Origin of the sequence: Pectobacterium sp. CHL-2024 (genome assembly GCF_044751765.1) — a bacterium.
GTDB classification, from domain to species: Bacteria; Pseudomonadota; Gammaproteobacteria; order Enterobacterales; family Enterobacteriaceae; genus Pectobacterium; species Pectobacterium brasiliense.
This window is the reverse complement of the sequence record NZ_JBIXKO010000011.1, coordinates 104,615-127,947: the sequence shown is the minus strand read 5'-3', so window position 1 is coordinate 127,947 and position 23,333 is coordinate 104,615. Positions and strand designations below refer to the sequence as shown.

The 23,333-nt window shown below is 51.0% G+C and carries 15 protein-coding genes; 5 read left to right on the top strand and 10 right to left on the bottom strand.

Going from position 1 to position 23,333, the window contains the following annotated elements:
* Positions 1–4: 4 nt before the first annotated feature.
* The 5 genes from ACIPUG_RS16105 to ACIPUG_RS16085 all read right to left on the bottom strand — a co-directional run bounded on the left by ACIPUG_RS16105 (position 5) and on the right by ACIPUG_RS16085 (position 6,983).
* On the bottom strand, positions 5–2,083 hold the full coding sequence (locus ACIPUG_RS16105) for an iron ABC transporter permease (protein ID WP_039498696.1): 2,079 nt from the start codon (positions 2,081–2,083) through the stop codon (positions 5–7).
* Positions 2,084–2,289: 206 nt separating this feature from the next.
* Positions 2,290–3,324: an ABC transporter substrate-binding protein gene (locus ACIPUG_RS16100; RefSeq protein WP_014914786.1), complete on the bottom strand. Its 1,035-nt coding sequence runs from the start codon at positions 3,322–3,324 to the stop codon at positions 2,290–2,292.
* A 36-nt stretch (positions 3,325–3,360) separates the two neighbouring features.
* A complete protein-coding gene (uhpC, locus tag ACIPUG_RS16095) occupies positions 3,361–4,686 on the bottom strand; it encodes an MFS transporter family glucose-6-phosphate receptor UhpC (protein ID WP_014914787.1) in 1,326 nt (441 codons plus the stop codon).
* A gap of 89 nt (positions 4,687–4,775) precedes the next feature.
* Complete coding sequence (locus ACIPUG_RS16090) at positions 4,776–6,350, bottom strand: MASE1 domain-containing protein (protein WP_400339250.1); 1,575 nt, start codon at positions 6,348–6,350, stop codon at positions 4,776–4,778.
* A gap of 3 nt (positions 6,351–6,353) precedes the next feature.
* Positions 6,354–6,983 carry a response regulator transcription factor gene (locus tag ACIPUG_RS16085; protein ID WP_010285873.1) on the bottom strand — a complete coding sequence of 210 codons (630 nt, stop codon included), beginning with the start codon at positions 6,981–6,983 and terminating at the stop codon, positions 6,354–6,356.
* Between the two features lie 459 nt (positions 6,984–7,442).
* On the opposite strand from ACIPUG_RS16085, the gene ACIPUG_RS16080 reads away from it, so the two are divergent.
* Together ACIPUG_RS16080 and ACIPUG_RS16075 are read left to right on the top strand one after the other, a co-directional pair.
* The gene (locus tag ACIPUG_RS16080) at positions 7,443–8,255 is read left to right on the top strand and encodes a MetQ/NlpA family lipoprotein (protein WP_039498700.1); all 813 of its coding nucleotides are present in this window, start codon (positions 7,443–7,445) and stop codon (positions 8,253–8,255) included.
* A 224-nt stretch (positions 8,256–8,479) separates the two neighbouring features.
* Positions 8,480–9,424 (top strand): pectate lyase, encoded by a 945-nt coding sequence (locus tag ACIPUG_RS16075; protein WP_014914791.1) that lies wholly within the window; start codon positions 8,480–8,482, stop codon positions 9,422–9,424.
* A 133-nt stretch (positions 9,425–9,557) separates the two neighbouring features.
* On the opposite strand, the gene ACIPUG_RS16070 is transcribed toward ACIPUG_RS16075, so the two are convergent.
* Complete coding sequence (locus ACIPUG_RS16070; RefSeq protein WP_400339248.1) at positions 9,558–10,274, bottom strand: aspartate/glutamate racemase family protein; 717 nt, start codon at positions 10,272–10,274, stop codon at positions 9,558–9,560.
* 239 nt (positions 10,275–10,513) lie between these two features.
* Between ACIPUG_RS16070 and hypT the strand changes: the two genes are divergently transcribed.
* On the top strand, positions 10,514–11,413 hold the full coding sequence (gene hypT, locus ACIPUG_RS16065) for a hypochlorite stress DNA-binding transcriptional regulator HypT (protein ID WP_010285882.1): 900 nt from the start codon (positions 10,514–10,516) through the stop codon (positions 11,411–11,413).
* A gap of 87 nt (positions 11,414–11,500) precedes the next feature.
* Here hypT and ACIPUG_RS16060 read toward each other — a convergent pair whose 3' ends face one another.
* The 4 genes from ACIPUG_RS16060 to fdhF all read right to left on the bottom strand — a co-directional run bounded on the left by ACIPUG_RS16060 (position 11,501) and on the right by fdhF (position 18,630).
* Positions 11,501–12,811: a dicarboxylate/amino acid:cation symporter gene (locus tag ACIPUG_RS16060; RefSeq protein WP_039287589.1), complete on the bottom strand. Its 1,311-nt coding sequence runs from the start codon at positions 12,809–12,811 to the stop codon at positions 11,501–11,503.
* A gap of 663 nt (positions 12,812–13,474) precedes the next feature.
* Positions 13,475–14,368: a GntR family transcriptional regulator gene (locus tag ACIPUG_RS16055; RefSeq protein ID WP_039311991.1), complete on the bottom strand. Its 894-nt coding sequence runs from the start codon at positions 14,366–14,368 to the stop codon at positions 13,475–13,477.
* Between the two features lie 108 nt (positions 14,369–14,476).
* A complete protein-coding gene (locus ACIPUG_RS16050) occupies positions 14,477–15,790 on the bottom strand; it encodes a CitMHS family transporter (protein WP_010286965.1) in 1,314 nt (437 codons plus the stop codon).
* A 689-nt stretch (positions 15,791–16,479) separates the two neighbouring features.
* On the bottom strand, positions 16,480–18,630 hold the full coding sequence (fdhF, locus tag ACIPUG_RS16045) for a formate dehydrogenase subunit alpha (protein WP_400339246.1): 2,151 nt from the start codon (positions 18,628–18,630) through the stop codon (positions 16,480–16,482).
* Positions 18,631–19,166: 536 nt separating this feature from the next.
* Between fdhF and ACIPUG_RS16040 the strand changes: the two genes are divergently transcribed.
* On the top strand, positions 19,167–20,846 hold the full coding sequence (locus tag ACIPUG_RS16040; protein WP_379057267.1) for a methyl-accepting chemotaxis protein: 1,680 nt from the start codon (positions 19,167–19,169) through the stop codon (positions 20,844–20,846).
* A 507-nt stretch (positions 20,847–21,353) separates the two neighbouring features.
* Positions 21,354–23,258, top strand: a complete 1,905-nt coding sequence (locus ACIPUG_RS16035) for an FTR1 family protein (protein ID WP_080163798.1) — start codon at positions 21,354–21,356, stop codon at positions 23,256–23,258.
* Positions 23,259–23,333 lie beyond the last annotated feature (75 nt).

The following is a 23,333-nucleotide window of genomic DNA, read 5'->3' as shown; positions in this document are numbered from 1 at the left end:
CCGCTTAGGCATTATTCTTGGCTTTCGTGCGGGAAATCCGCGCTTCACCGACCAGATAATCGAACAGGAAAATAATGGCCAGCATGACCACAATCAGGATGGAACCGTAGGCAATCGCCATACCGTATTCACCGTCTTCCACGCGGTTAAGAATGTAAGACGTGGCGACGCGAGTATCCGGTGTAACCAGGAAGATAATGGCGCTGACGGTAGTAATGGCGCGCACGAAGCTGTAAATCAGCGCAGACAAAATGGCCGGACGTAGCAGCGGTAGCAGAATATAAAACACCGTGCGCATCGAACCTGCACGCAGGCTGAGTGACGCTTCGTCCAGTGATTTATCCAACTGCCCCAGTCCGGCAATACCCGCACGGATACCAACCGGCACGTTACGCATCACCATCGACATGATGACAATCACCGCCGTGCCCGTTAAGTAAACCGGCGCGCTGTTAAAAGCCAGGATGTAAGACACACCGGCAACCGTACCCGGCACCGCAAAACACAGCATGGTGGTGAACTCGATAGCCTTCTTACCGTAAAACTGCTGGCGCACCACGATGTAGGCGATAAGTAGCCCGAACAGTGCCGTAATCGGTGCGGCGATACCCGCGAACAACAGCGTATCCAGCAGGGAAGGCCAGGCGCCGTCGCTAAAGCCTTGTCCGAACAGCTTGCTGAAGTTTGCCAGCGTCAGGGTGTAATCCACGCCCCAGTTAACGGTAAAGCTGCCGTAGAAAATGCTGCCGTACAACAGGACGTTAAAGGCAATCCAGACATAGAGCAGGATGCTGACGATCCACACCAGCGAAACGGGTAGCGGCTGCACATCACCCCGAGAGGATTTACCGGAAATCGTCACGTAGGAGCGTTTACCGATCCACAGATATTGCACGCAGAACACGGCCAGTGAGAACACGAGTAGGACAACGCCGAGCGTACTGGCTGCCTGGTAATCCAGCTGTGCCCCAGTAATGTAGAAGTAAATCTGTGTGGCGAGTACGTCGAAGTTACCGCCCAGCACCAGTGGGTTACTGAAGTCGGCCAGCGACTGGACGATCACGATCAGGAACGAGTTGGCGAGCGCCGGTTTCAGCAAGGGCAGGAAAACCCGCTGAAAGGTTTGATAACGGTTAGCACGCAGGGTGTACGACGCTTCTTCCAGCGACGGATGAATGGTCTTCATCGCGCCTTCCAGAATCATAAACGACATTGGCGTGAAAGCGAGTACCTGCGCCAGCCAGATGCCGGTAAAACCGTACAGCCAGTTGGTGTTCGTCAACCCGAACCAATCCACCATCAGCTCGGTCATATAACCGGAGCGGCCCATCATCAGCGTCACGCCTAACCCGACAACAAACGGTGGCGTAACGATAGGCAGAATGGAGAAAATGCGGCCGATAATCGCGGAGCGGCGGGCAATACGCGAGGTGTAGATCGCCAGCACCATACCGAAGAAAGTACAGCCGATACCGACAGCAACCGACAGCAGGAATGAGTTCCAGATCACCCGTAAAATGTGCGTCTGACCCAAAATCTGCATAAATGCCAGTGGCGCGAATTCACCGCTGTCGTTGGTGAACATCGGAATGAAGATAGCGATGCTGGGGTAAAGGATAAAGACGCCAATCAGTGCGATGATGCTGATGAGCGAGCCGATGACGAAGCGATCGCCACCCAGCCAGTCCAGCCGCGATAGCGCCAGCGTAATAATCGCACTCAGCGCGACAAACAGCGCAATAGTGCCATAGCCCATTCCGCGACCTTCCACTGTGGCACTGATGACCACGAAAAGGGCACAGAACAACGCGTAAGCTGCATCAAAACGGTGGCGGCCACGCTGTTCACGACCGGGCGTAAGCAGTGGACGTGCGAGCAACCCGACTGGGAGCAGGAACCACAGCAGGCTGATATTCAGGCTTGACCAGCTGTAAGCTGCCAGCAGTTCATCGCGTGAGGCATCCAGCAGGCCGTAATCCAGGCTCCACGCTGGCAGCAGCAAAAAGGTTGCTGCAATCAGCGCCAGCCACAGGAAAACGGGATCCCGCTTAGGCGTCGGTGAAAGAGTTAGTGTGTGTGACATGATGGTTCCCTGGTGCGTGCAAGTTTTATAAAGTTGTTTTATGAGATTGAATCGTCACAGGTATTAGGTGGTGAATAATATTGAGTAATGGTTAATTAGCGATGCTGAGAACACGGCGTTAAGCGAAATGCGAGCAAGACTTGCCGCCGTGTTCCCATTATTTTTCAATCAATAGAAGTCAATGAATCAAGGTCAATGAATCGAGATTATTGGCCCATTTTGACTTCGTTAACCCACTTGGAAATCAGTTCTTTACGTACGTCTGCTGCACCGTATTTGTCCATGTCGTAGTTGATCAGTTTCAGATCCTGCAACTTCAGAGACAGCGGAGAAGCTTCGGCGGTGGTGTTGGTCAGAATCTGGTAGGACTGACCTTTCTTCCAGGAGAGTTCCTGTGCTTCTTTTGACAGCGCCCAATCAACGAACAGCTTGGCGTTATCCATATTGCGCGCGCCTTTCAGGATGCTGACGCCGCCAATTTCATAGCCAGTACCTTCACACGGGGAGATCAGCGTCAGCGGTGCACCTTTCTCTTTTTCCAGCGAGTAGTCATGCAGGAAGCCGATGCCGATAGCCGTTTCGCCACGTGCAGCGTTACGTGCCGGGGCAATACCGGATTTGGTGTACTGCGACACGTTGGTATTCAGTTTTTTCAGGTAATCAAAGGCCTGATCCTGCCCCCACAGCTGGGAGAAGGTCGCCAGTGCGGTATAAGCCGTACCGGAACTTTGTGGATCGGCAATCTGGATTTCGCCTTTGTAGATTGGGTTGGTCAGATCTTTCCAGCACTGTGGAACCGGCAGGTTTTTCTCTTTCAGGCGATCGGTGTTGACGCCGAAGCCGAGGATACCGACGTAAACGGCTGACGAGTAGTTGCCTTTACGTTTTGCGGGATCGCGGAACTGCGGCATGATCTGCTCAAGGTTTTTAGACTGATAAGGTTCCAGCAGATCCATTTCGCCCGCTTGAGATTGCGGATCCAGCGTACCGCCGTACCACACGTCAGCCTGTGGGTTTTTCTTCTCTGCATCGACTTTCGCCAGCGTGCTGCCAGAACCGTTGCGGATAAAGGAGGTTTTAACGTTGTGTTTCTCACCGAAGGCCTTGGCTTCTTCCTCACAGAAGGCGTTGGTGGCGCTACAGTAAATGACCAGACGTCCTTCCGCCCGAGCGGTAGTGGTGGTAACAGCAGCAACGGTCAGTCCAGCGGCGATGAGGGTAGTTAAGGTACTCAGTTTCATGATGTTTTCCTTATAGGTATCTATCTGTTGTTATTGCTATTTTGATGTCATCAAACGTTCCCGGCGGCTGACACCTGCCATCAGCAGCGGCATCAATAACAGTCCGATGCAGGCTGAAGCCAACGCCAGCAGAGTAAAAAATCCCGACCATCCGTAGTGTTGCAGCACCTGTGCCAGCGGCCAGCCCGCCAGCGCTGCCCCCAGATAGGCAAACAACGCCAGAAAACCTGTCACCGTGCCTGCGGCATCCTTATGGCTGTATTCCGTCGCAGCCAGACCGATCAACATCTGTGGTCCAAAAACAAAAAAACCGATACTGAAGAAACAGGCCGCGAGCAGTGAATAGTGGTGAATCGGTGCCAGCCACAGCGCGGTCATGGTTAAAAACAGCCCTAATGCAAACAGCAAAATCATCGGTGCGCGTTGACCACGAAACAGCAGGTCCGAACCCCAACCGGCAAACAGCGCCCCCATCAATCCGCCCAGTTCAAACAGCGACAGCGTGGCGTTAGCGCTGAGCAGGTTGAAACCGTGGCTCTCCGACAGCCAGATGTTCCCCCAGTCATTCAGTGCGATGCGAATCAGGTACACCAGAATGTAGGAAAACCCGAGTAGCCAGATGGTACGGTTACGCAAAATCGCATCGCGCAGAATCTGGCGCATTGGCATCGGCGGGCTCTGCTGCTCCTGACGAAGCTCAAGCGCATCGCGTCGCCACTCGCCAACGCTGGGCAATCCCTGCTGTTGCGGTTTATCGCACAGCTGCCAACACAGCCACAGACCAATCACAATACCGATGATGCCCGGCACCAGCAGCGCCGCCTGCCACCCCCATTCGGAGGCCAGATAGCCCGCCAGCAGGGGAACCGCTGCACCGCCGATGTTGATCGACGTATTCCAGCACCCCCACCAGAGGCCGCGTTCATTGCGCGAATACCAACTGCTCAGCAGTCTGGCGCAAGGTGGCCACCCCCAGCCCTGAAAGAACCCATTCAGCGCCCAAACAATCAGCAAACCTGTGAGCGACTGGCAGTACATGAACAGAATATTCAGCACGCCGGTAATCATCAGCCCGACACCCATAAACCAGCGCACCTGGCTGCGATCGCACACGATGCCGGAAATAAACTTGGACGCGCCATAACAGAGATAAAACAGCGTCCCTAGCAGACCGATATCGCCTTTGCTTAACCCTAATTCCAACTGCATCACCGGCATGACGAAGTTGATGCTTTTACGCGTCAGGTAAAACGTGGCGTACCCGATGACCATGGAAATCAGCAACCGCGGTCGCCAGTAGCGATAACGCTGGCTGATTTGTGTTGGTGAAAGCTGTCCCGCTGGAAACATGGGTGCCTGCATGGGGTTCTCCGTCGCGTTGAGAGAAGAGTAGGGGGATGTGAATTAAAAAGGATGAGACAAGGTTTTAGGTGGCTAGGAATAATTCCTAGCTAATCGTCTTTTTGTTTAAATTTTGTGGGCAAGTTAACAATTATGTGCGTACCGCGCGGCGTGGCAGCGTCGCCAATGGTGGCGGCTTTTACCAGCCAGTTGCCACCCAACGCCTGTACGCGTTCCTCGATACCCCGCAGGCCAAAGCCACCGCCTGTCGGATGCGACCGGTCTTGTGCGATGCCCACGCCGTTATCAATAACGTCGAGCGTAATCAGGTCATCCTGTTGGGAAAGCCGAACCGTAATCTGCGTAGCGCTGGCGTGCTTGTTGATGTTGTTAAGCAGTTCCTGCACCAGCCGGTAAAGGGTGAAAACCACTACGTCATCATGCGGAGGCGTGGGGAGCTGATAATCCAGCTGAAACTGAATACCGCGAGCCAAGAAGGCAAATTCATCCGCCAGATGATGCAGCGCTTTATCCAACACCATTTCATCCAGCACCGGTGGACGCAACTGGCGCAGAAGCTGGCGGGTGGTGTGGTGGATGCGCCGCGACAACTCGCTGATTTGTCCGGCAGCATGCTGAGCCGCATCGGCTGGCGCGCTGTGTTTCACCAGCATGGCCTGAATCTGAATGGCAGTGATGTTTTGGCCGATGTCATCGTGCAGTTCGCGCGCGATGTCTTTACGCACGGCCTCTTCGGTGTGGATGATGCGCTCCATGAGTCGCCGCCGGGTTTTCAGTTCCTGCTCCAACTGATGACGATAGCGCTGGAGCCGCTGTGCCAGCTGTTGCTGACGGCTGATCGCAATCCCCAGCCCAATGCCGAGCAGCGCCTGTGTAGAGAGAAAGAGTTCCAGCTCGCGCAGATCGTCGAAGGCACCGCTCACCTGACGCGTGACGGCAATCATCAGACTGCCGAGTACGGCGGAGAGCACGCCGCCTTGCCAGCCGAATTTATACGCCATGACCACGTTAGGCAGAAAAACGAAAATCAGCAGCAGGCGTTCCATCTCGGGTGTGAACGTCATTTGCAGGCAAACGCCGATAGAAAAAAACAGCGAGCACCAAATCAGCAGCGAGGTACGCAGCGGCGGATCGGGGATCTCCTGTGCCAGCAACGTCTGCAAGTGCTGTTGTTTGATGTATTCGTACAGCAAATAGGTGAACGGGATCAGTAGGACGCCGCCGGTAAACGTCGCCAGCAGCGTTTGTGTCAGCTGCGAGTGTAGCCAGGGGCCTATAGCGATGCCGTGCAGAACGGTATTGAGCGTCAGCGCTGCCAGCAATAGCAGAAGCCGTTGCCAATAAAGCGTATAGCGATGCCAGATTTTATGCGTGATGATGGCCGGAATCAGGCTGAGGAACGGAGAAAGTAGCAGCAGCGAACGCGTTATGAGCTGCTCGCTAATAAGCCAGCTCTGGATGGCGATTTCCGCAAGCAGTAAGGTCGGCCAGTACTTTCTAGGCAGCAAAATCATCAACGCCAGCCGCAGCCCTTGCGGTAACAGCAGCGCTGCCTGCTGGCCGTTGTTGCTTAAATAGAAACTGATGGTCCACAGCGCCAGCCAAATCAGGCTATAGAAAAAGGCCAGAAACAGCGTCATGCCAATGACGTGCAGGCGACGCATGATTTATTTCCCAGCCAGCAGTTGGTGTTGCAGTGCAAAGTGCACCAGTTCTACCGTGGATTCACACTGTAATTTACTGAGAATATTGGCACGGTGAACGTGAACGGTCTTATGGCTGAGTTCGAGCTGTTCAGCGATGCTTTTTACACTAATTCCGTTGATCAGCAGGCTGAATATTTCCCGCTCGCGAGGGGTCAGCGCCAGCAGCTCTTTCGGTGGCTGCTGCTGATGGCGAATGGCGTGTAGCGCATCGGCACACAGGTAAAGGCCACCGCTGCTGACCACGCGAACGGCCTGCACTAACTCTTCCGGGCCACAGCGCTTCGTGAGATAGCCGCCTGCACCCGCATCCAGCGCGCTTTGTACAAATGCGGTGGTGTCATAGATGCTCAGAATAATGGCGCGAAAATTAGGACGCTGTTGACGCAGGCGGGTTAATAGCGACAGGCCGCTTTCATCCGGCATGGCGATATCAATCACGGCAACATCAATCGGCTGTTTGAGTAGATGGGGCCACGCCTGTGCCGCCGAAGCATATTGTCCAACAACCTGAATGTCATTTTCTAATGTCAGAAGCTGTGCAAAGCCAGACCGTACAACGATGTGATCGTCAACTAAAGCCACATTAATCATGGTTTCGCCGTGTGAATTCAAGGTCATCAAAACGTCATAATGCGGGGGAATCAAGAGGCGAGCAATAGCAGATAAGTAAAATGGAATCGGCTTAACAGATATCCCCGTCATACTTCAAGCTGCTTGTGCGTTGGCTGCCCTTACTTACCCCAGTCACTTACCTGAGTAAGCTCCTGGGGATTCGCGCGGTTGCCGCGTTACAAGGCTATAAATGAGCCTCGCCCTAAAGGGCCAACGCTCTGCGTTGTTCAAAACGCTAACGTTTTGTCACGCAACTTGAATTATTTAGGGGATATACAGTTCTATTTATTGTTTAAATGATGAAAAGCATATTGATAGAACGCGGAGTTATTTGACTCGCTTAATCGAGGAACATACTGTTTTTCTCTTTAACTCCATGTGGTTACAAACCAATGGAGTTACACATCAATGTATTTACGATATCAGGGAATCGGAGTGATGACGAAATGGCGTATAGCGCTGGTGGCGGGAATGGTCACGGCGGCGATGGCGTTGACGGCATGCGATAGCGCAAGCAATTCTGCCAACCACATTAAAGTCGGCGTGATTAACGGTGCGGAGCAGGACGTCGCCGACGTCGCGAAGAAAGTAGCAAAAGAGAAATATGGTCTGGATGTCGAACTGGTGGGGTTCAGCGGTTCGCTATTGCCGAACGAGGCAACGGATAAAAGCGATTTGGACGCGAATGTCTTCCAACATCGTCCTTTTCTGGAACAGCAAAACCGCGAACACGGTTATAAGCTGGTGGCGGTAGGAAATACCTTCGTTTTCCCGATGGCGGGTTATTCGAAGAAGATTAAAAGTATCAACGATCTGAAAGCTGGCGACACCATCGCGATTCCATTCGATCCTACAAATCTGGGACGCGCGCTGTTATTACTGGAAAAAACCGGATTAATTACTCTGAAGCCTGATACGGGCTTATTACCGACGGTGCTGGATATTACGACCAACACGCACAACCTGCGTATTATGGAAGTGGAAGGGGCACAGTTGCCGCGTTTGCTGGACGATCCGCAAGTGACAGTAGCGATTATTAGCACGACCTATATTCAGCAAACTGGCTTAACGCCAACGAAAGACGGTATTTTTATTGAGGATAAAGAGTCACCGTATGTGAATATTATTGTGACTCGTGAAAATAATAAAGAGGCGGAAAACGTCAAGAAATTTATTCAGGCCTATCAGTCTGATGAAGTTGAACAGGCGGCTAACCGTATTTTTAACGGCGGGGCAGTGAAAGGTTGGTAGTAATAATAATTAGATTGTTATTATGCCACCTCTTTTATTGTAGAGGTGGCAGGTTATTAATTAAAAATGAATTATTTGCAGGGTTTGTTTTTTATTAAATTCGATTAATAAGCTTAATGAATTCCCTTCTATACACTCTGTAATTGTCGAAGGCGTGTTATTTATTTTTATTAACTAATACACCGGATGACATAACTATTCACTAATTGTAAAGAGGGAAATTTATGGCTTATCCAACAACAAACCTTAATGGGATTATTGGTTTTGCAAAAGCGGGAAATGTTACCGGAGGAACAGGCGGTAAAGTTGTTACGGTAAAATCACTGGCCGATTTTAAATCTGCTGTGAGCGGTTCAGCAAAAACCATTGTGGTGCTGGGTTCCTCGCTGAAAGCATCCGCGTTGACCAAAGTGGTGTTTGGCAGCAATAAAACCATCGTTGGTTCTTTCGGTGGTGCTAATGTACTGACCAATATCCACCTGCGTGCTGATAGCAATTCATCCAACGTCATTTTCCAGAATCTGGTTTTTAAACATGATGTTGGCATCAAAGATAATGACGATATCCAGCTGTATTTGAACTACGGTAAGGGATATTGGGTGGATCACTGTTCATGGCCTGGGCATACGTGGAGTGATAACGATGGTAGCCTCGATAAACTGATCTATATCGGTGAGAAGGCGGATTATGTCACGATCAGTAACTGCTTATTCTCAAACCATAAATATGGTTGCATCTTCGGCCATCCGGCAGATGATAATAATAAAGCTTACAATGGCTATCCGCGCTTGACTATCTGCCATAACTATTACGAAAACATTCAGGTGCGTGCACCCGGCCTGATGCGTTATGGTTATTTCCATGTGTTTAACAACTACGTCAATAAATTCAGCCTGGCCTTTACGGTCGCGCAGAATGCCAATGTACTTTCTGAGCGTAACGTATTTGGCTCCGGTGCGGAAAAGAAAGGAATGGTTGACGATAAAGGCAATGGTTCAACCTTTACGGATAATGGCAGTTCACCGGCGGCTGTGGCAAGTAAATCACCTGCGGCTAAATGGACGGCGTCATCTAACTATTCATATAGTTTGATGAGTACCTCTGCGGCGAAATCCTGGGTGGTTGCTAATGCAGGCGCACAAAATAGTGCGCTCAAGTTCCCATCATAACCACGGAACGGTTATTTATCTTCGTTATTGCATACGCAATATTATGAATTGATATTCATTAGATATTAAGCGTATTACACGATGCCACTCGGCTGCCGAGTGGCATATTTATTGAGATATATTCATCAAAGAATTAAGCGGCAATATCATTTCTCGGGCTGTGGGTAAAATACCACTCGACCGTTTTCTTAATTAACTCTTCCGTTGCATCGACATAGTGCTGTGGTGACGTTTTAACTTCCTGATCCAGAATCAGGGGAAGCTCGGTACAACCCAGAATAATTTTCTCAACGCCAGCCTGTAACAGGCGATCTTTTACCGGTGACAATAGGCTATAGGCTCTGTCGATATCACCGGATTTATACGCGTAGATGCTTTCCATTACCTGGTGTTGGTCTGCATCATCCGGCGTGTAGCACTCAATATTATCGGTAATCAGATTGTCCTGATAAATTCTTGCTTTCACCGTCGCCGTCGTCGCCAATAGGCCGACGCGTGTGGTGTTGGCATGCTTAATCGCCTGACAGGTCACATCAATAATGCTGATCATTTCTGCACGGCATTGCTTTTTTAAGTCATTAAACCAATAGTGCGCGGTATTGCACGGGATAATGATGCATTCAGCGCCCGCGTTTTCGAGAATTTTCATATATTGCAGCATTTTCTCCAGCGGTGACGCGCTGTGCTGGAGAATGCATTTCGTTCTATCAGGGATATCAGGAATAGACACAGCAATCATCGGAATATGGTCTTGATCCCGATACGCTGGCGTGTTTTTGATCAGCTTTTGCATCGCATCAACGGTAGCACCTGGCCCCATACCACCAAGAATTCCCACGAGACTGTTCATGCTGTTTACCCTGTAGCATTATGAAATTAAAAGGATAATCGCATACTGTTTGGCAATGTGAATTGCTAAATTCCCATCTCCTATGTGGGATTTGCATAACTATTAGCATCCCTATGCTTTTATTGGTTTTAACGGTGTATAGTGGGCAGCTGCTTTATTGGCGATGTAGGTCGTTGGCAGATATAGAACGTTGGCATAGGGAACGAAAATATGACGCTGCGCGTTTTGAGTGAGGGGTGATGCTGAATAATATCGAAACCAAGTGGCTGTATGATTTTATCGTGCTGGAAGAACACCGGAGTTTTACGCTGGCTGCCGAGAAGCGGAATATTTCTCAGTCCTCATTCAGTCGGCGAATTCAGGCGCTGGAAGCGGCGGTTGGCTTTGATATTTTCGACCGTAGCGCGTTGCCGCTACAGTTAACCGAGCAGGGGCGCGTGTTCCACGCCTATATCCGTAATACGCTAGATGATTTGGAGTATCAACTCAATAAGCTGCACGGCGGGGACAATTACAAGAATAAGATCACCATCGCCGCGGCGCATTCGCTGTCGGTCTTCATCATGCCGGAGCTGTTAAAAGACGTGCCGGATCCGCAGGAAAAAATCTTCTATGTCGAATCGATCGATGTCGATGAAGCGGTGCTGAATCTCAAAGAAGGGCGCAGTGACTTCATTTTCTCATTCTACAATGAGGATCTGATGGGAGAGCCCTTCATGCACGAGAAGATCCTGGAATCCCGGCTTTATCCGGTCTGCGCGTGTGATAGTGCGGGGAAGCCGCTGTTTGATGTCAGCGCCTCATCGGTGCCGCTACTCAACTATACCGAGACGAGCTACATGGGGCGTCAGGTCAGCCGCTACTTATCCAGCGTCGACAGCGATAAGTTTACGGTCAATTTCGTCTCTTCCATGAGCGACTTGCTCAAACGTATGACGAAGAAAGGTTATGGTATTGCCTGGCTGCCGGACTATTCCATTCAGGAAGAGCTGAAAAACAAAGAGCTGACGATCCTGAGCATGGAAAATGCCGTGATCCGCATGGGCGTTTATCTCTATCGCCTCGATGCGCGGTTGAACGTGGCTTCTGAGAAATTCTGGCGCTACATGAAAGGGCTGTCATCAGCATCTGGGCTATAAACGTTGTGACAGCGTTGGCAGCGCAACGAGAGATAAAAAAATAGCGGCCCGAAGGCCGCTATAGATGACGTATTCACTCACCCAGCATTAGCTATTTTGCGTAGCCTGCTGAGGTTCCTTATAGGCGACGACTTCGTCGGTAGCCTCTTCATTTTCATCATCATCGTGGATGTCTTTTTCCAGACTGGCCACAACGGCGGTAGAGATACTGTTACCGATGACGTTAGTTGCAGTACGGCCCATATCCAGGAACTGGTCGATACCGATGATCAGCAGGATACCGGCTTCCGGCAGGCTGAACATCGGCAGCGTTGCGGCAACCACCACGATAGAGGCACGTGCTACGCCTGCCATCCCTTTACTGGTGATCATCAGCGTCAGCAGGATCAGGATTTGTTCAGTAACGCTCAGATCGATGTTGTAAGCCTGTGCGATAAACAGAATCGCAAAGGACTGGTACATCATAGAACCGTCGAGGTTGAACGAGTAACCAAGCGGCAGTACAAAGCTGGTGACTTTTTTCGGCACGCCGAATTTGGTCAGCGCTTCCATGGTTTTCGGATAAGCCGATTCGCTGCTCGCCGTAGCGAAAGCCAGCATGGTAGGTTCACGAATCAGCTTCGCCAGTCTAACGATGCCTTTGCCCAGGAACAGGTAGCCAACCAGGAACAGAACGCCCCACAGTACGCCCAGACCGAGGTAGAACTCACCGATCAGTTTACCGAAGTCGTAAAGCAGGCCCAGACCTTGTGTGGTAATCGCGGAAGCGATTGCGGCAAAGACAGCAATAGGAGCCAGCGCCATCACGTAGTCGGTCACGCGGAACATCACTTTGGTCAGTTCTTCGATCATGGAAATGATCGTGGTCGCGTGCTTGTTTTTGCCTTTTACATAGGCAAGCGCGGAGCCGAAGAACAGAGAGAACACCAGAATTTGCAGGATCTCATTGTTCGCCATCGCTTCGACGATACTTTTCGGGAAGATATGGCTGATGAAGCTCTTAAGCGTAAAGCTGTCAGTGTTCAGACCTGTCGCAACGTGCTGTGCGGGGATTTCGAGATTCATGCCTGCGCCAGGTTGGAACAGGTTGGCGAAGACCATACCGATGAGCAGGGAAATGAACGAAGCGCTGACAAACCAGATCATCGCTTTCATACCGATACGACCAACGGCAGAAGAGTTTCCTCCCATGCTTGCCAGGCCGGAAACCAGCGTAGCGAAGACCAGTGGCGCGATGATCATTTTAATCAGGCGCAGGAAGATATCGGTAACCATGTTGAAATAAGATGCGACTTCTTTTGCTCGACTGCCGTCAAGATATTGATGGCAAGCCCAGCCGATTAATATTCCCAGGACGATAGCCAAGACTATCTGTACAAGTAACTTCTGCCTTTGCATATAAACCTCATGTTGATGAATTGACTCAGACAACACAATATTATTGCCAGCGTGATGGCTGGTGTTTTCCCTGAATACACCAATCCCTCACCCGAACCTGTTATTGGGGTGTTGTGTCTGCCCGCCGATATTACAACGATTCTTGCTTTTTACATTTTTTTTCTGCGGATTGTTATGTAATTGTGATCCTTGTCATGCGAAAAATGCATGTCCATGTCGCTTGTAATGATAAATAGGGATGTGATACGCAGATTGCGCAAATCGTGAAATTTTTATTAATTCATTATTAAACAGTAACTTATTTCGGTTTGTCGCGGATAAAGATAGTTGGAATAAGGTGTTGAAGTAGTGTTGCTAATGACAGGTGGCTATACATCAATAAAACAGATGGTGAATTACTTAAAGATTAAGTAAAAATAAAAGTACAATTAACGAAAACTTTATATACATGTCATTTTATAAAAATATTAATTTTTTAATTATTTAAAACGTGACTTTGTTTTTATGTTATAGGTTTCACTTTTCTTGTTGTTGATATGAAGTTTAATTATTGTTCTATGTGTTTCTATTTGTAACTTCCTGAGCGTTTAGAGTGTTTAAAATGGTGTTTTTTATTTTTTAAACATATGTTACTGATGATTTGAGACCTCGCTGTTGGTTATTTCACCGAAAAAGATCGATGCTGACTTTATCGTGGCACGCTTTTTCCAGATGCTTTTTCATCCAGTCTGCCGCTGTTTCGATCTCTCCCCGTTGCAGGAAATCCAGAATCGCCAGATGCTCTGCAATCTGTTCCAATCGCTTGGGATTGAAGGCTGGACTCCCTTGTCGATATTCCACCAGACGCCGTAACTGATTGATTCGTTGCAAACTATGGTGGGCGAAGCGGTTGCCACTACAGGCAAGCAGCGTTTCATGAAAGTGCGTATTGGCATCGAACATTTCATGCGGTGTGAGCGTCAGGTAACCCCCATTGAGAATGTCTTCTTGTTGCTTACGGCAGGCGTTGAGCGTGTGCTGATCGATACGAAACTGCGGCGACAGCAGACTGAGCGGCTCGACCAGCAGGCGGAACGTAAAACTTTCCTCATAGGCCGTGACGGAATCGATAATCGGCGTGGTTCGCCAGCCTTGACCCGTGCGGAACTCCAGCCAACCTTCCTGTTGAATACGCGTCAGAACGTTACGCAGTACGGAGCGGGACACCTGACATTCTCGCATCAGATCCACTTCTGAAAACTGCTCTGGCAACCGACGAGAGAGGCGCATATCGACAATCTTTCGGTAGAGCGGTTCTTCGCTGCTGGCGGCTAATTCGGTGACCAAATGCCCTAATTCATGGGCATGGCGGTCAAGATAAAACCCCCGGTTACGGTGGTAATGAAGCATGCCTTTTTCCGTCAGATACAGCAGCGCGACCTTGACCGGCGTGCGCGAGGCGTTCAATACCTGCGCCAGCGACGATTCGATCAGATGAGCGCCGGGCGGCAGCTGCTCGCGGCGAATATAGGCGACAATCTGTCTGACAATCCTTGTCTGTAGGGGAGTTAAAGCCATGGCTATCCTGCTATGTCGTTTAGGGTATTACGAGGAATCTTTATGTTCTTGTCAGTACGGCTCGCCTGCCAGCAGAGCATGCTCCGGCTTGGCCGGAGCAATCCTGTTTTACTGGTGATAGAACGGAAATGCGCCGAAGACAATACCACCGACCAGCAGCGACAGGCTGACAAAAATCGCCCATTTGATTGCAAAGCGTTGGTGATCGCCGATGTCCACTTTTGCCAGACTGACCAGCAGGTAGAGCGACGGCACCAGCGGGCTGAGCAGGTGGAACGGCTGACCGACAATCGACGCACGGGCGATCTCCTCTGGGGTAATACCATAGTTGACCGCCGTCTGGGCGATAACCGGTAAGATTCCGAAATAGAACGCATCGTTGGACATCAAAAAAGTAAACGGCAGGCTAATGAGCGCGGTGAACACCGCGAGATACGGGCCGAAACTTTCTGGTATCACCTGCAACAGGCTCTTCGCCATGGCATCCACCATACCCGTACCGGATAAAATCCCGGTGAAAATCCCCGCGGCGAAAATAAGCGATGTCACCGCGAGCACGTTAGCGGCGTGTGAGCCGATCCGCGCTTTTTGCTCCTCCAGCTTGGGATAGTTGAGCATGACGGCGATAGCGAAGCCGACCATAAACAGCACCTGAATAGGCAGAATCCCGATCACCAGAAACACCAGCAGCAGGGTGGTCAGAATAAAGTTAGGCCAGAACATTTTAGGGCGGCGGTTGGCGTCGCTTTCTTCGTCGCTGCCGTTGCCCAGATTGATCGATGCATTCTGGAAGTTGCTGACATCAATGATCCCCAGCCGTTTGCGCTCCTGTAGACCCAGAAACACGGCGACGCCGACCAGCGTCAGGCTGGCTAAAACAATTGCCGGGAGCATGGGGAGGAAAACGTCCAGTGCATCAACGCGCAATGCGGCGGCGGCACGCGCCGTCGGGCCACCCCACGGGGAAAGGTTCATCACGCCGCTGGCGATGTTAACCAGACAGGTCAATCCGAGCACGTTCATCCCCAACCGCTGATAGAGCGGCAGGAATGCGGCAATTGCGATCATATAGGTCGTCGTACTGTCACCGTCCAGCGCTACCATCAAGGTTAACACAGCGGTGCCGACCAACACTTTCAGCGGATCGCCTTTAACCAGACGGAGAATGAAGCGCACCAGCGGATCGAACAGCCCCGCATCGATCATGATGCCGAAGTAGAGAATAGAAAACGTCAGCATAACGCCGGTTGGTGCCAGCGTTTTGATGCCGTCCAGCATCATCGCACCCAGCCCCTGATAGAAACCTGCGGCCAGTGCGAACAGTGTAGGGACAAGAATCAGCGCGATTAGCGCAGACATCCGCTTGGTCATGATCAGGTACATAAAGCAGATGACCATAGAGAAACCGAGAATAGTGAGCACAGTGGATCTCCTGTTTTTTATTATATTCTGAATAACTTACTGCCTTTCTTTCGGCGAATTTGGGGTACAAAAAGCCGTGCAGTTTTTTATAACTGCCTATCGAAAGGGATGAAATTAGGTTATTTCCCGACGTCAGCGACGTTCAGAAGAATACGAATGAAAGGCGGGGATTAGCTTCCAGGGTCGATACGAATAATAAAGGACAGATAATGAGGGAGCGATAAGATAACGGTAATCGGTAACATAAACGACCTCTATACGAGCAATAATAATATTCCTTTTATCCCCGCCAGCGTCCATCTAACCGATTGTTTAGTAATTATTTTAATCGACTTGATCACTGCCGCTACAAGGGGCTCTTTTTGTTAAAAACAAATTAAAGCATTGTAAAATGAAACGCAAATTGCGCTAAATTGGAATAAAAAACAATTGGGCGGAGGGGAGGGCGGTGATAACCAACATAATTTTAAAAGATAAACAGAGATGTGAAAATTTAAGGTGTGCGTAGAAGTTTATTATCGATTAACGGAAATTTATCCGTTTTCATTAATGAAATTTTACAAGATGAGGTGGGGAATAAAGGCATTATCGGTGAAGAAGATTAAACGGTGTCTAAACCATCTGTATTTCCTAAGCCGCCACGGCTTTTACCTGACGGCTGAGGTTCGCGGCGGCTTAGGTAAGGGAGATTAACTGACGTTTTCTGCGGTGCTGCGCAGCCGATCTTTCAAGTGGCTGTATTCCTGTTGTACATAGTTCTCGGCTGCCTGCTGATCGTCAATGGCTTCCAGCTTAACGGCGCAGTGTTTGTACTCCGGTGTTTTGGATACCGGATCGAGATGATCCAGCGTCAGCTCATTGCAGGCACCGATCCACCACTGGTAGGTCATATAGACGGCACCTTTATTGATGCGCTCGCTGACGGCAACGCGCGAGATCACTTTGCCGCGTCGCGACGAGATCCAGGCTAGCTGCTGATCGTGGATGCCTAAACGTTCAGCGTCGTAGGGGCTAACCTGCACGTAGCCCGGTTCATCCGCCAGCGTTTGTAATGCGGTGCAGTTGCCCGTCATGGAACGGCAGGAGTAATGGCCAACTTCGCGCACGGTGCACAAGACCAGCGGGTAATCCTCATCCACCAGCTCCATCGGCGGTCGCCACTCGGCCGTGAGCAGTAAGCCTTTCCCGCTGGGACGATCGAAGTGATTACCGGCGTACAGCCATGGCGTGCCGGGACTGTCTTCCGTTGGACACGGCCACGGCACATAACCCAGTCCCGCCATTTTCTCGTAGGTTGCGCCGTAATACAGCGGGCAGAGTGCTCGCAGCTCGTCCCAGATCTCCTGCGTGTTGTTATAGTGCATCGGATAGCCGAGCGCTGTTGCCATCAGGCTGATGATTTCCCAGTCGGGTTTCACATCGCCCTGCGGCTCCACGGCTTTATAAAAGCGCTGGAATCCCCGGTCGGCTGCGGTATAGACCCCTTCGTGCTCGCCCCAGGAGGTTGCGGGTAAAATCACATCGGCAATCGCAGCGGTTTTGGTCATGAAGATGTCCTGCACGATCAGCAGCTCCAGCTCGTTGAATGCATCGCGCAGCATCGACAGATCCGGCTCGGTTTGCAGCGGATCTTCGCCCATCACGTAATTAGCTCGGATCTTCCCTTCTTTTATCTTGTGCGGGAGATCGGTCAGCGAGTAGCCGATTTTGTCGGAGAGTTCAGGTACGCCCCAGGCATCGGCAAATTTCGCCAGCACCGTTTTATCCGTGACGTTTTGATAACCGGGGAACATATTGGGCAGCGCGCCCATATCGCAGGCACCCTGCACATTGTTTTGCCCCCGCACCGGCCCGACGCCAACGTTCGGACGCCCCAGATTCCCGGTCAGCAGCGCCAGACCAGATAGCCCTTTGACCACATCAACGCCTTGACCCCACTGTGTCACGCCCATTCCCCATAGAATGGTGGCGGACGGCGCAGCGGCATAGATCCGCATCGCGTCGCGAATCAATTTCGGCGACAGTCCGGTGATGTTAGCGACATACTCCGGCGTGTATTTCGCGACGGTTTTGCTGAATTCCTCGAAGCCTTCGGTATGGCGGGCGACGTACGCTTTATCGTAGTGACCTTCGTTAATCAGCACGTTAGCGAACGCGTTGACCAATGCCATGTTGGAGCCATTTTTCAACGGCAGCCACAGATCGGCGATGCGGGCGGTTTCAATATGGCGCGGATCGCACACGATGATTTTTGCCCCGCGTGCTTTGGCTTTCAGGATCCGACGCGCCACGATGGGGTGTGAGTCTGCGGCGTTGTAGCCAAAAATCAGGATGCAGTCGGTTTTTTCAATTTCGCAGATAGAGTTGCTCATTGCGCCGTTGCCCAGCGTCACCTGTAGCCCGGCAACCGAAGGGCCATGGCAGAGTCGGGCGCAGCAGTCGACGTTATTATTCCCGGTGACCGCCCGGGCAAATTTCTGCATCACATAATTGGTTTCATTACCGGGACCGCGTGACGAACCGGTGTGCATAATCGACTCGGCACCGTACTTCTCTTTAATCGCTTTCAGTCGGGAACTGGCGAAGCCGATAGCTTCATCCCAGGATACGGCCTCAAAGGGCGCACCTTTCTGGCGTCGAATCAGCGGCTGCTTTAAACGCGGCGTCAGAATTTTCGTGTCGTTAAGAAAATCCCAGCCGTAATAGCCTTTCAGGCACAGCTCACCTTCATTGGTGACGCCGTTTGCGCCTTCTGCACCAACCACTTTGCCGTTCTCTACCAGCAGGTTAATTTTGCAGCCTGACCCGCAATACGGGCAGACGGTAAGCACTTTCTGCATGATTATTCTCCAAAGCCGAGTCTTGGATCGTAAGAACTGCATTCCTGCGGCAGGCTGTTGATGCAGTCATCTAACCTTCGATAATCACCGATAAAGAAAATTAATTTACTGATCGTGGTCATGCTCAGGGCGATGATAAATCGTCCTAACGTGTTGAGTGCCGCGACCTTTTTCCATAGGACATTCGTCTGGAAAATAACGTGACTGCGTATTCATCCTCTTTATCCGTTAATGCCTATACTGTTTTTGACGATATTAACTCTATGTGCCACCGACCGGGCTGGGGTAGTCATGCCTGTCGGCTGTTTAACACAACGGAAATTGGCATCTCAAGGAAGATAACGCATTCTATTCGTTAATTTTTTGAGCTTAATTTCCCATCTAATGGGGCATGAATCAGGGAATTCCAGAACGTCTGTGAGATCGCGTGGGATAAGGGCGCGAGACAACGGGCGGCACCGTCATGAGTAAAAAGTAAATACTTTTCCGACAGAGCGTGCGGGCGGGAAATATTTGTTAACGTCGCGGAGTGCATTATGGAATTTCTAAGAAATGTCAGCATAAAAATAATGGTGCTGGTCATAGTGGCTTCCCTGTTAGTGGCGTGGGGAGTGGCATCAGGATTCAGTCTTTACTCGCTTTATCAGGTCACGAATTTGCTGGATAAAAGTGAGACTCAGCGAAAAACGTATTCCCATCTGGTTTATGGAGCCGATCAATATTTTCGGGCCGTAACGCGTATGGAAAGAACGATGGATTATTTGCAGCGTAACGAGCCAGAAAACGCCAGGCAGACGTTGGAAATGGCACAGCGTGCAATCAAAAACACCAAGGACTCGCTGGAGAAATTCCAGACGGCGGAGCACGTCGGTGTCGATCAGGCAACGGTTGATGCAGTAAAAAACACCTGGAACACCCTGATCTCCTCTTCTATTGATCCGATGAATTCAGCACTGCAACGTAATGATTACGAAGGGTTCCGACAGATATTCCGATCCGTTTACCCCCCCATCAGTCTGACATTTGGGGACGATATCAAACGCTATTCGGACGGCATTACCGCTTCGTCATTGATTCCAAGCGTGAATGAACACAATACCCAAAACCGTAATTCGTTAATTGCCGTGATGGTGATTGGCCTCATCGTGTTGATTTTCACGGAATACTATTTGAGGAATTATCTGGTTATTCCGATTTCAGTGCTCAAATCTCATCTGGCACAGCTCACGGCAGGGCGTTTAGGGTGTGAACTGGCTGAATTCGGCAGGAACTGTGCGGGGCGGCTAATTCCCGATATCAAGCGATTGCAGAAAAGTTTGCGTGATACGGTGACCGTCATCCGGCAGAGCACGACGGAAATCAACAACGGGACGTCGAGCATTAAGGATGGCAACGATAACCTTTCCAGCCGCACAGAACAGCAGGCCGCAGCGCTGCAGCAGACGGCGGCCAGTATGGAAGAGATTAGCTCCACGGTCCGGCAAACCACTGACCACGTGCATCAGGTGCGTAAGCTGGCGAAGGAGGCGGCGGATACGGCGCAAAAAGGCGGGAATATCAGCAGCAACGTGATGACGACGATGGATGGCATTAGCGCCAGTTCCCGACAAATTTCCGATATCACCTCGGTGATTAACAGCATCGCGTTCCAGACCAATATTCTGGCGCTGAATGCGGCGGTTGAAGCCGCGCGGGCAGGTGAACAAGGACGAGGATTTGCCGTGGTAGCCGGTGAGGTTCGTACGCTGGCACAGCGCAGTGCGCAGGCGGCGAAAGAGATTGAGGCGCTGATCGCTGAGTCGGTTTCACGGGTTGAAACTGGTGCAGGGCAGGTTCGACAGTCCGGTGAAGCGATGACGGCAATCATTGCCTCCATTTCGCATGTGAACGATCTGATTGGTGAAATTGCAGCGGCAACGGATGAGCAAACGCGCGGGATTACGCAGATTAGTCAGGCGGTGCACGAAATGGACAGCGTCACGCAGCAGAATGCGTCGCTGGTGATGCAATCGGCAGAAGCGGCTGCCCGTCTGGATGAACAAACCAGCGAGCTGTCCGCCGTGGTGGATGTGTTCGATCTGGAGTCGGATTGCGACCCGACAATGTCCTTTTCCCGCCCAGCGGTCGCAGCCCCCGTTCATCGCGCGGTTGGGCAGAGCACCACGCCGCTACTGTCGGCACAGGGTCGCAACGGTGAGGGATGGGAAAAATTCTGATCCGTAGCGGGTTAAACACGGAACAGACGTTGAACGCAAGATGACCCATGATGCAGGCGACGAACCGGGCGGAAAAGCATCTGCCCGGTTCTGTTGCTCGCGGGTAATCGCCTAAAAATGATCGGTGAAACGCGTTAACCGTGACGCGTGTAATGCGTTGGATTACAGAAGGAAAATGGTGTTTTTCTCTGTAAATCTGACTGTGGTAATGTAAAGAAATATCATTTTAAGACGGGTGTCTCTAGTCTTGAAATAGGTGATTTAAAGAAATTGGCATATTTATTGCTATATTTTATTGGTGATTTTTTGCCGTTTTTAAGATCGAAAAACCGTATTTTTCTAGGGTTATAGAAATGAAACGGAATTTTTTGGCATCAAGTTAAGTCAGAAATCATTTGTTACATACTAAAGTGGTTGTTGCTCATGTTTTCGTGACGTAAATCAAGACAGATGGCGGCATCAAAGTGATAATAAGAATAAATATCATTTGTGCTTCATCACACGCTTATGTCTATCTGGCAAAAAACGCTTCTGCTGTTGTGTTGGCTGTTGAGTTGTTCAGTGGCAGTTGCCGCGACCGATTACGCCTCATTTATTCAAGATATCGAAACCCGGCTGGATAAAACGGCTCAGCTCTATGAGCAGCAAAAGCCGGATGATGCCCGCACCGAAGTTCAGATGGCCTACTTCGAGGTGTTTGAAAACCTTGAAGGCCCTATCCGTATCAACATTTCCGCGCAAAAAAGCTATCAGTTGGAAGCGACCTTCGGTGAAATTCGCCGCATGATTGGCGAAGGAAAGCCGCAGGCCGAGGTGCAAGCGAAAATCTCCTGGCTGAAGGGCGAACTGGATGCCGTTCTGCCCGTGCTGTCGGAAGGGCACAAGCTGGTCGCACAGGAGCAGCACGGTGCCTATGACAATGCTGAGATCGCACCGTACTGGCAGCAGAGTTTCAAAATCATCGATGACCAGCTCGCGCAGGCCGTGACTGAATATCAGGCTGGCGATTACAAAAAGGCCAGCCAGAGCGTGCAGCAGGCGCACTATCAGGGTTTTAAAAACTCTGAAATGGAGATGTCGGTCAGGCAGAATCGCTCAGCGCAGCAGGCCGCTTCCATTAATCAACAATTCTCCGCGCTGATTACCCTGGCCGGTCAACCCGATCAACTGACGGATGTCGCCTATCGGGTCACCACGCTGTTGCAGGATATCGAAGATGTCTTGCCGGGATTGCCGACAACGCGCGATAGCCAGCAGGCCACGGCAGCACCTGCCGCGAACGCCGATGCGGGTGCCGTGCCGGACGCAAACTGGGCGAAAGTCGCCGACGATATCAATCAGGCTATTGCCGCTGCGATCGCGCAGTACCGTCAGGGTCACGTCAAACCCGCCATCATGGCGGTGCAGGACACTTATTTCGATCTGTTTGAAGCCACCGGCATGGAGAACAAAATTGGTTCTCGCGATGCGGCGTTCAAATCGACGCTGGAAGGCTATTTCACCCGTCTGGTGAGCCTGATGAACGCCAAACAGCCAGCGGAACAGCTGCAAGGGCAGGCCGATGCGCTACAGCAGGAACTGGCGAAGGCGGTGACCATGCTAGGCGATGGCGGCGAAACCCACTGGAGCCTGTTGATCTACAGTCTGCTGATTATTGTGCGCGAAGGGCTGGAAGCCTTGCTGATTGTGGCGGCTATCGTGGCCTATTTGGTGAAAAATAATCAGCAGGACAAGCTGCCGCTGATTCGCCAGTCGGTTTACGTCGCGCTGCTGTGTAGCGTGATTACCGCTGTCATTTTCCAACTCGTGTTCACCAATTCCGGTGCCAGCCGTGAGCTGCTGGAAGGCATTACGATGCTGATTGCTGTCGTGATGCTGTTCTTCATGAGCTACTGGCTGTTGTCCAAAGTGGAAGCGCGGCACTGGAAGGCCTATCTCGAAGGCAAACTGTCCCATTCGCTAAGCAGCGGCTCCCTGATTGGCCTATGGCTCACCAGCTTTCTGGCCGTGTACCGCGAAGGCGCGGAGACGGTGCTGTTCTATTACGCGCTGGTCGGTGATGCCAGCAACATGGCGGGGCACCTCTCCATTCTGGCCGGGTTTGCTATCGGCTGTGTGATTCTGCTGATCGCCTATTTCGTGATGCGCTACACCATCGTCAAACTACCGCTGAAGCCGTTCTTCATGTTTACCGGCTGCTTTATGTACCTGATGGCGTTTGTGTTCGCGGGTAAAGGCGTGCTGGAACTGATCGAAGGCAAACTGTTTGAACCTACATTGCTGACCGGCGTGCCGGAAATCAGCGGGTTGGGGATTTATCCTTATGTGGAAACGCTGATTCCACAGGGTGTGCTGGTGGTCGCGGCGTTAATCGCTCTGTGGGTGATGCGGCGCAGGGCGTCTGCTGTCTGATAAAAAAAGCGTCCGACGTTAATTAATACTGAAAGCAATAAGAGCAGCAAATAACCATAACAACCCCAATCGCTT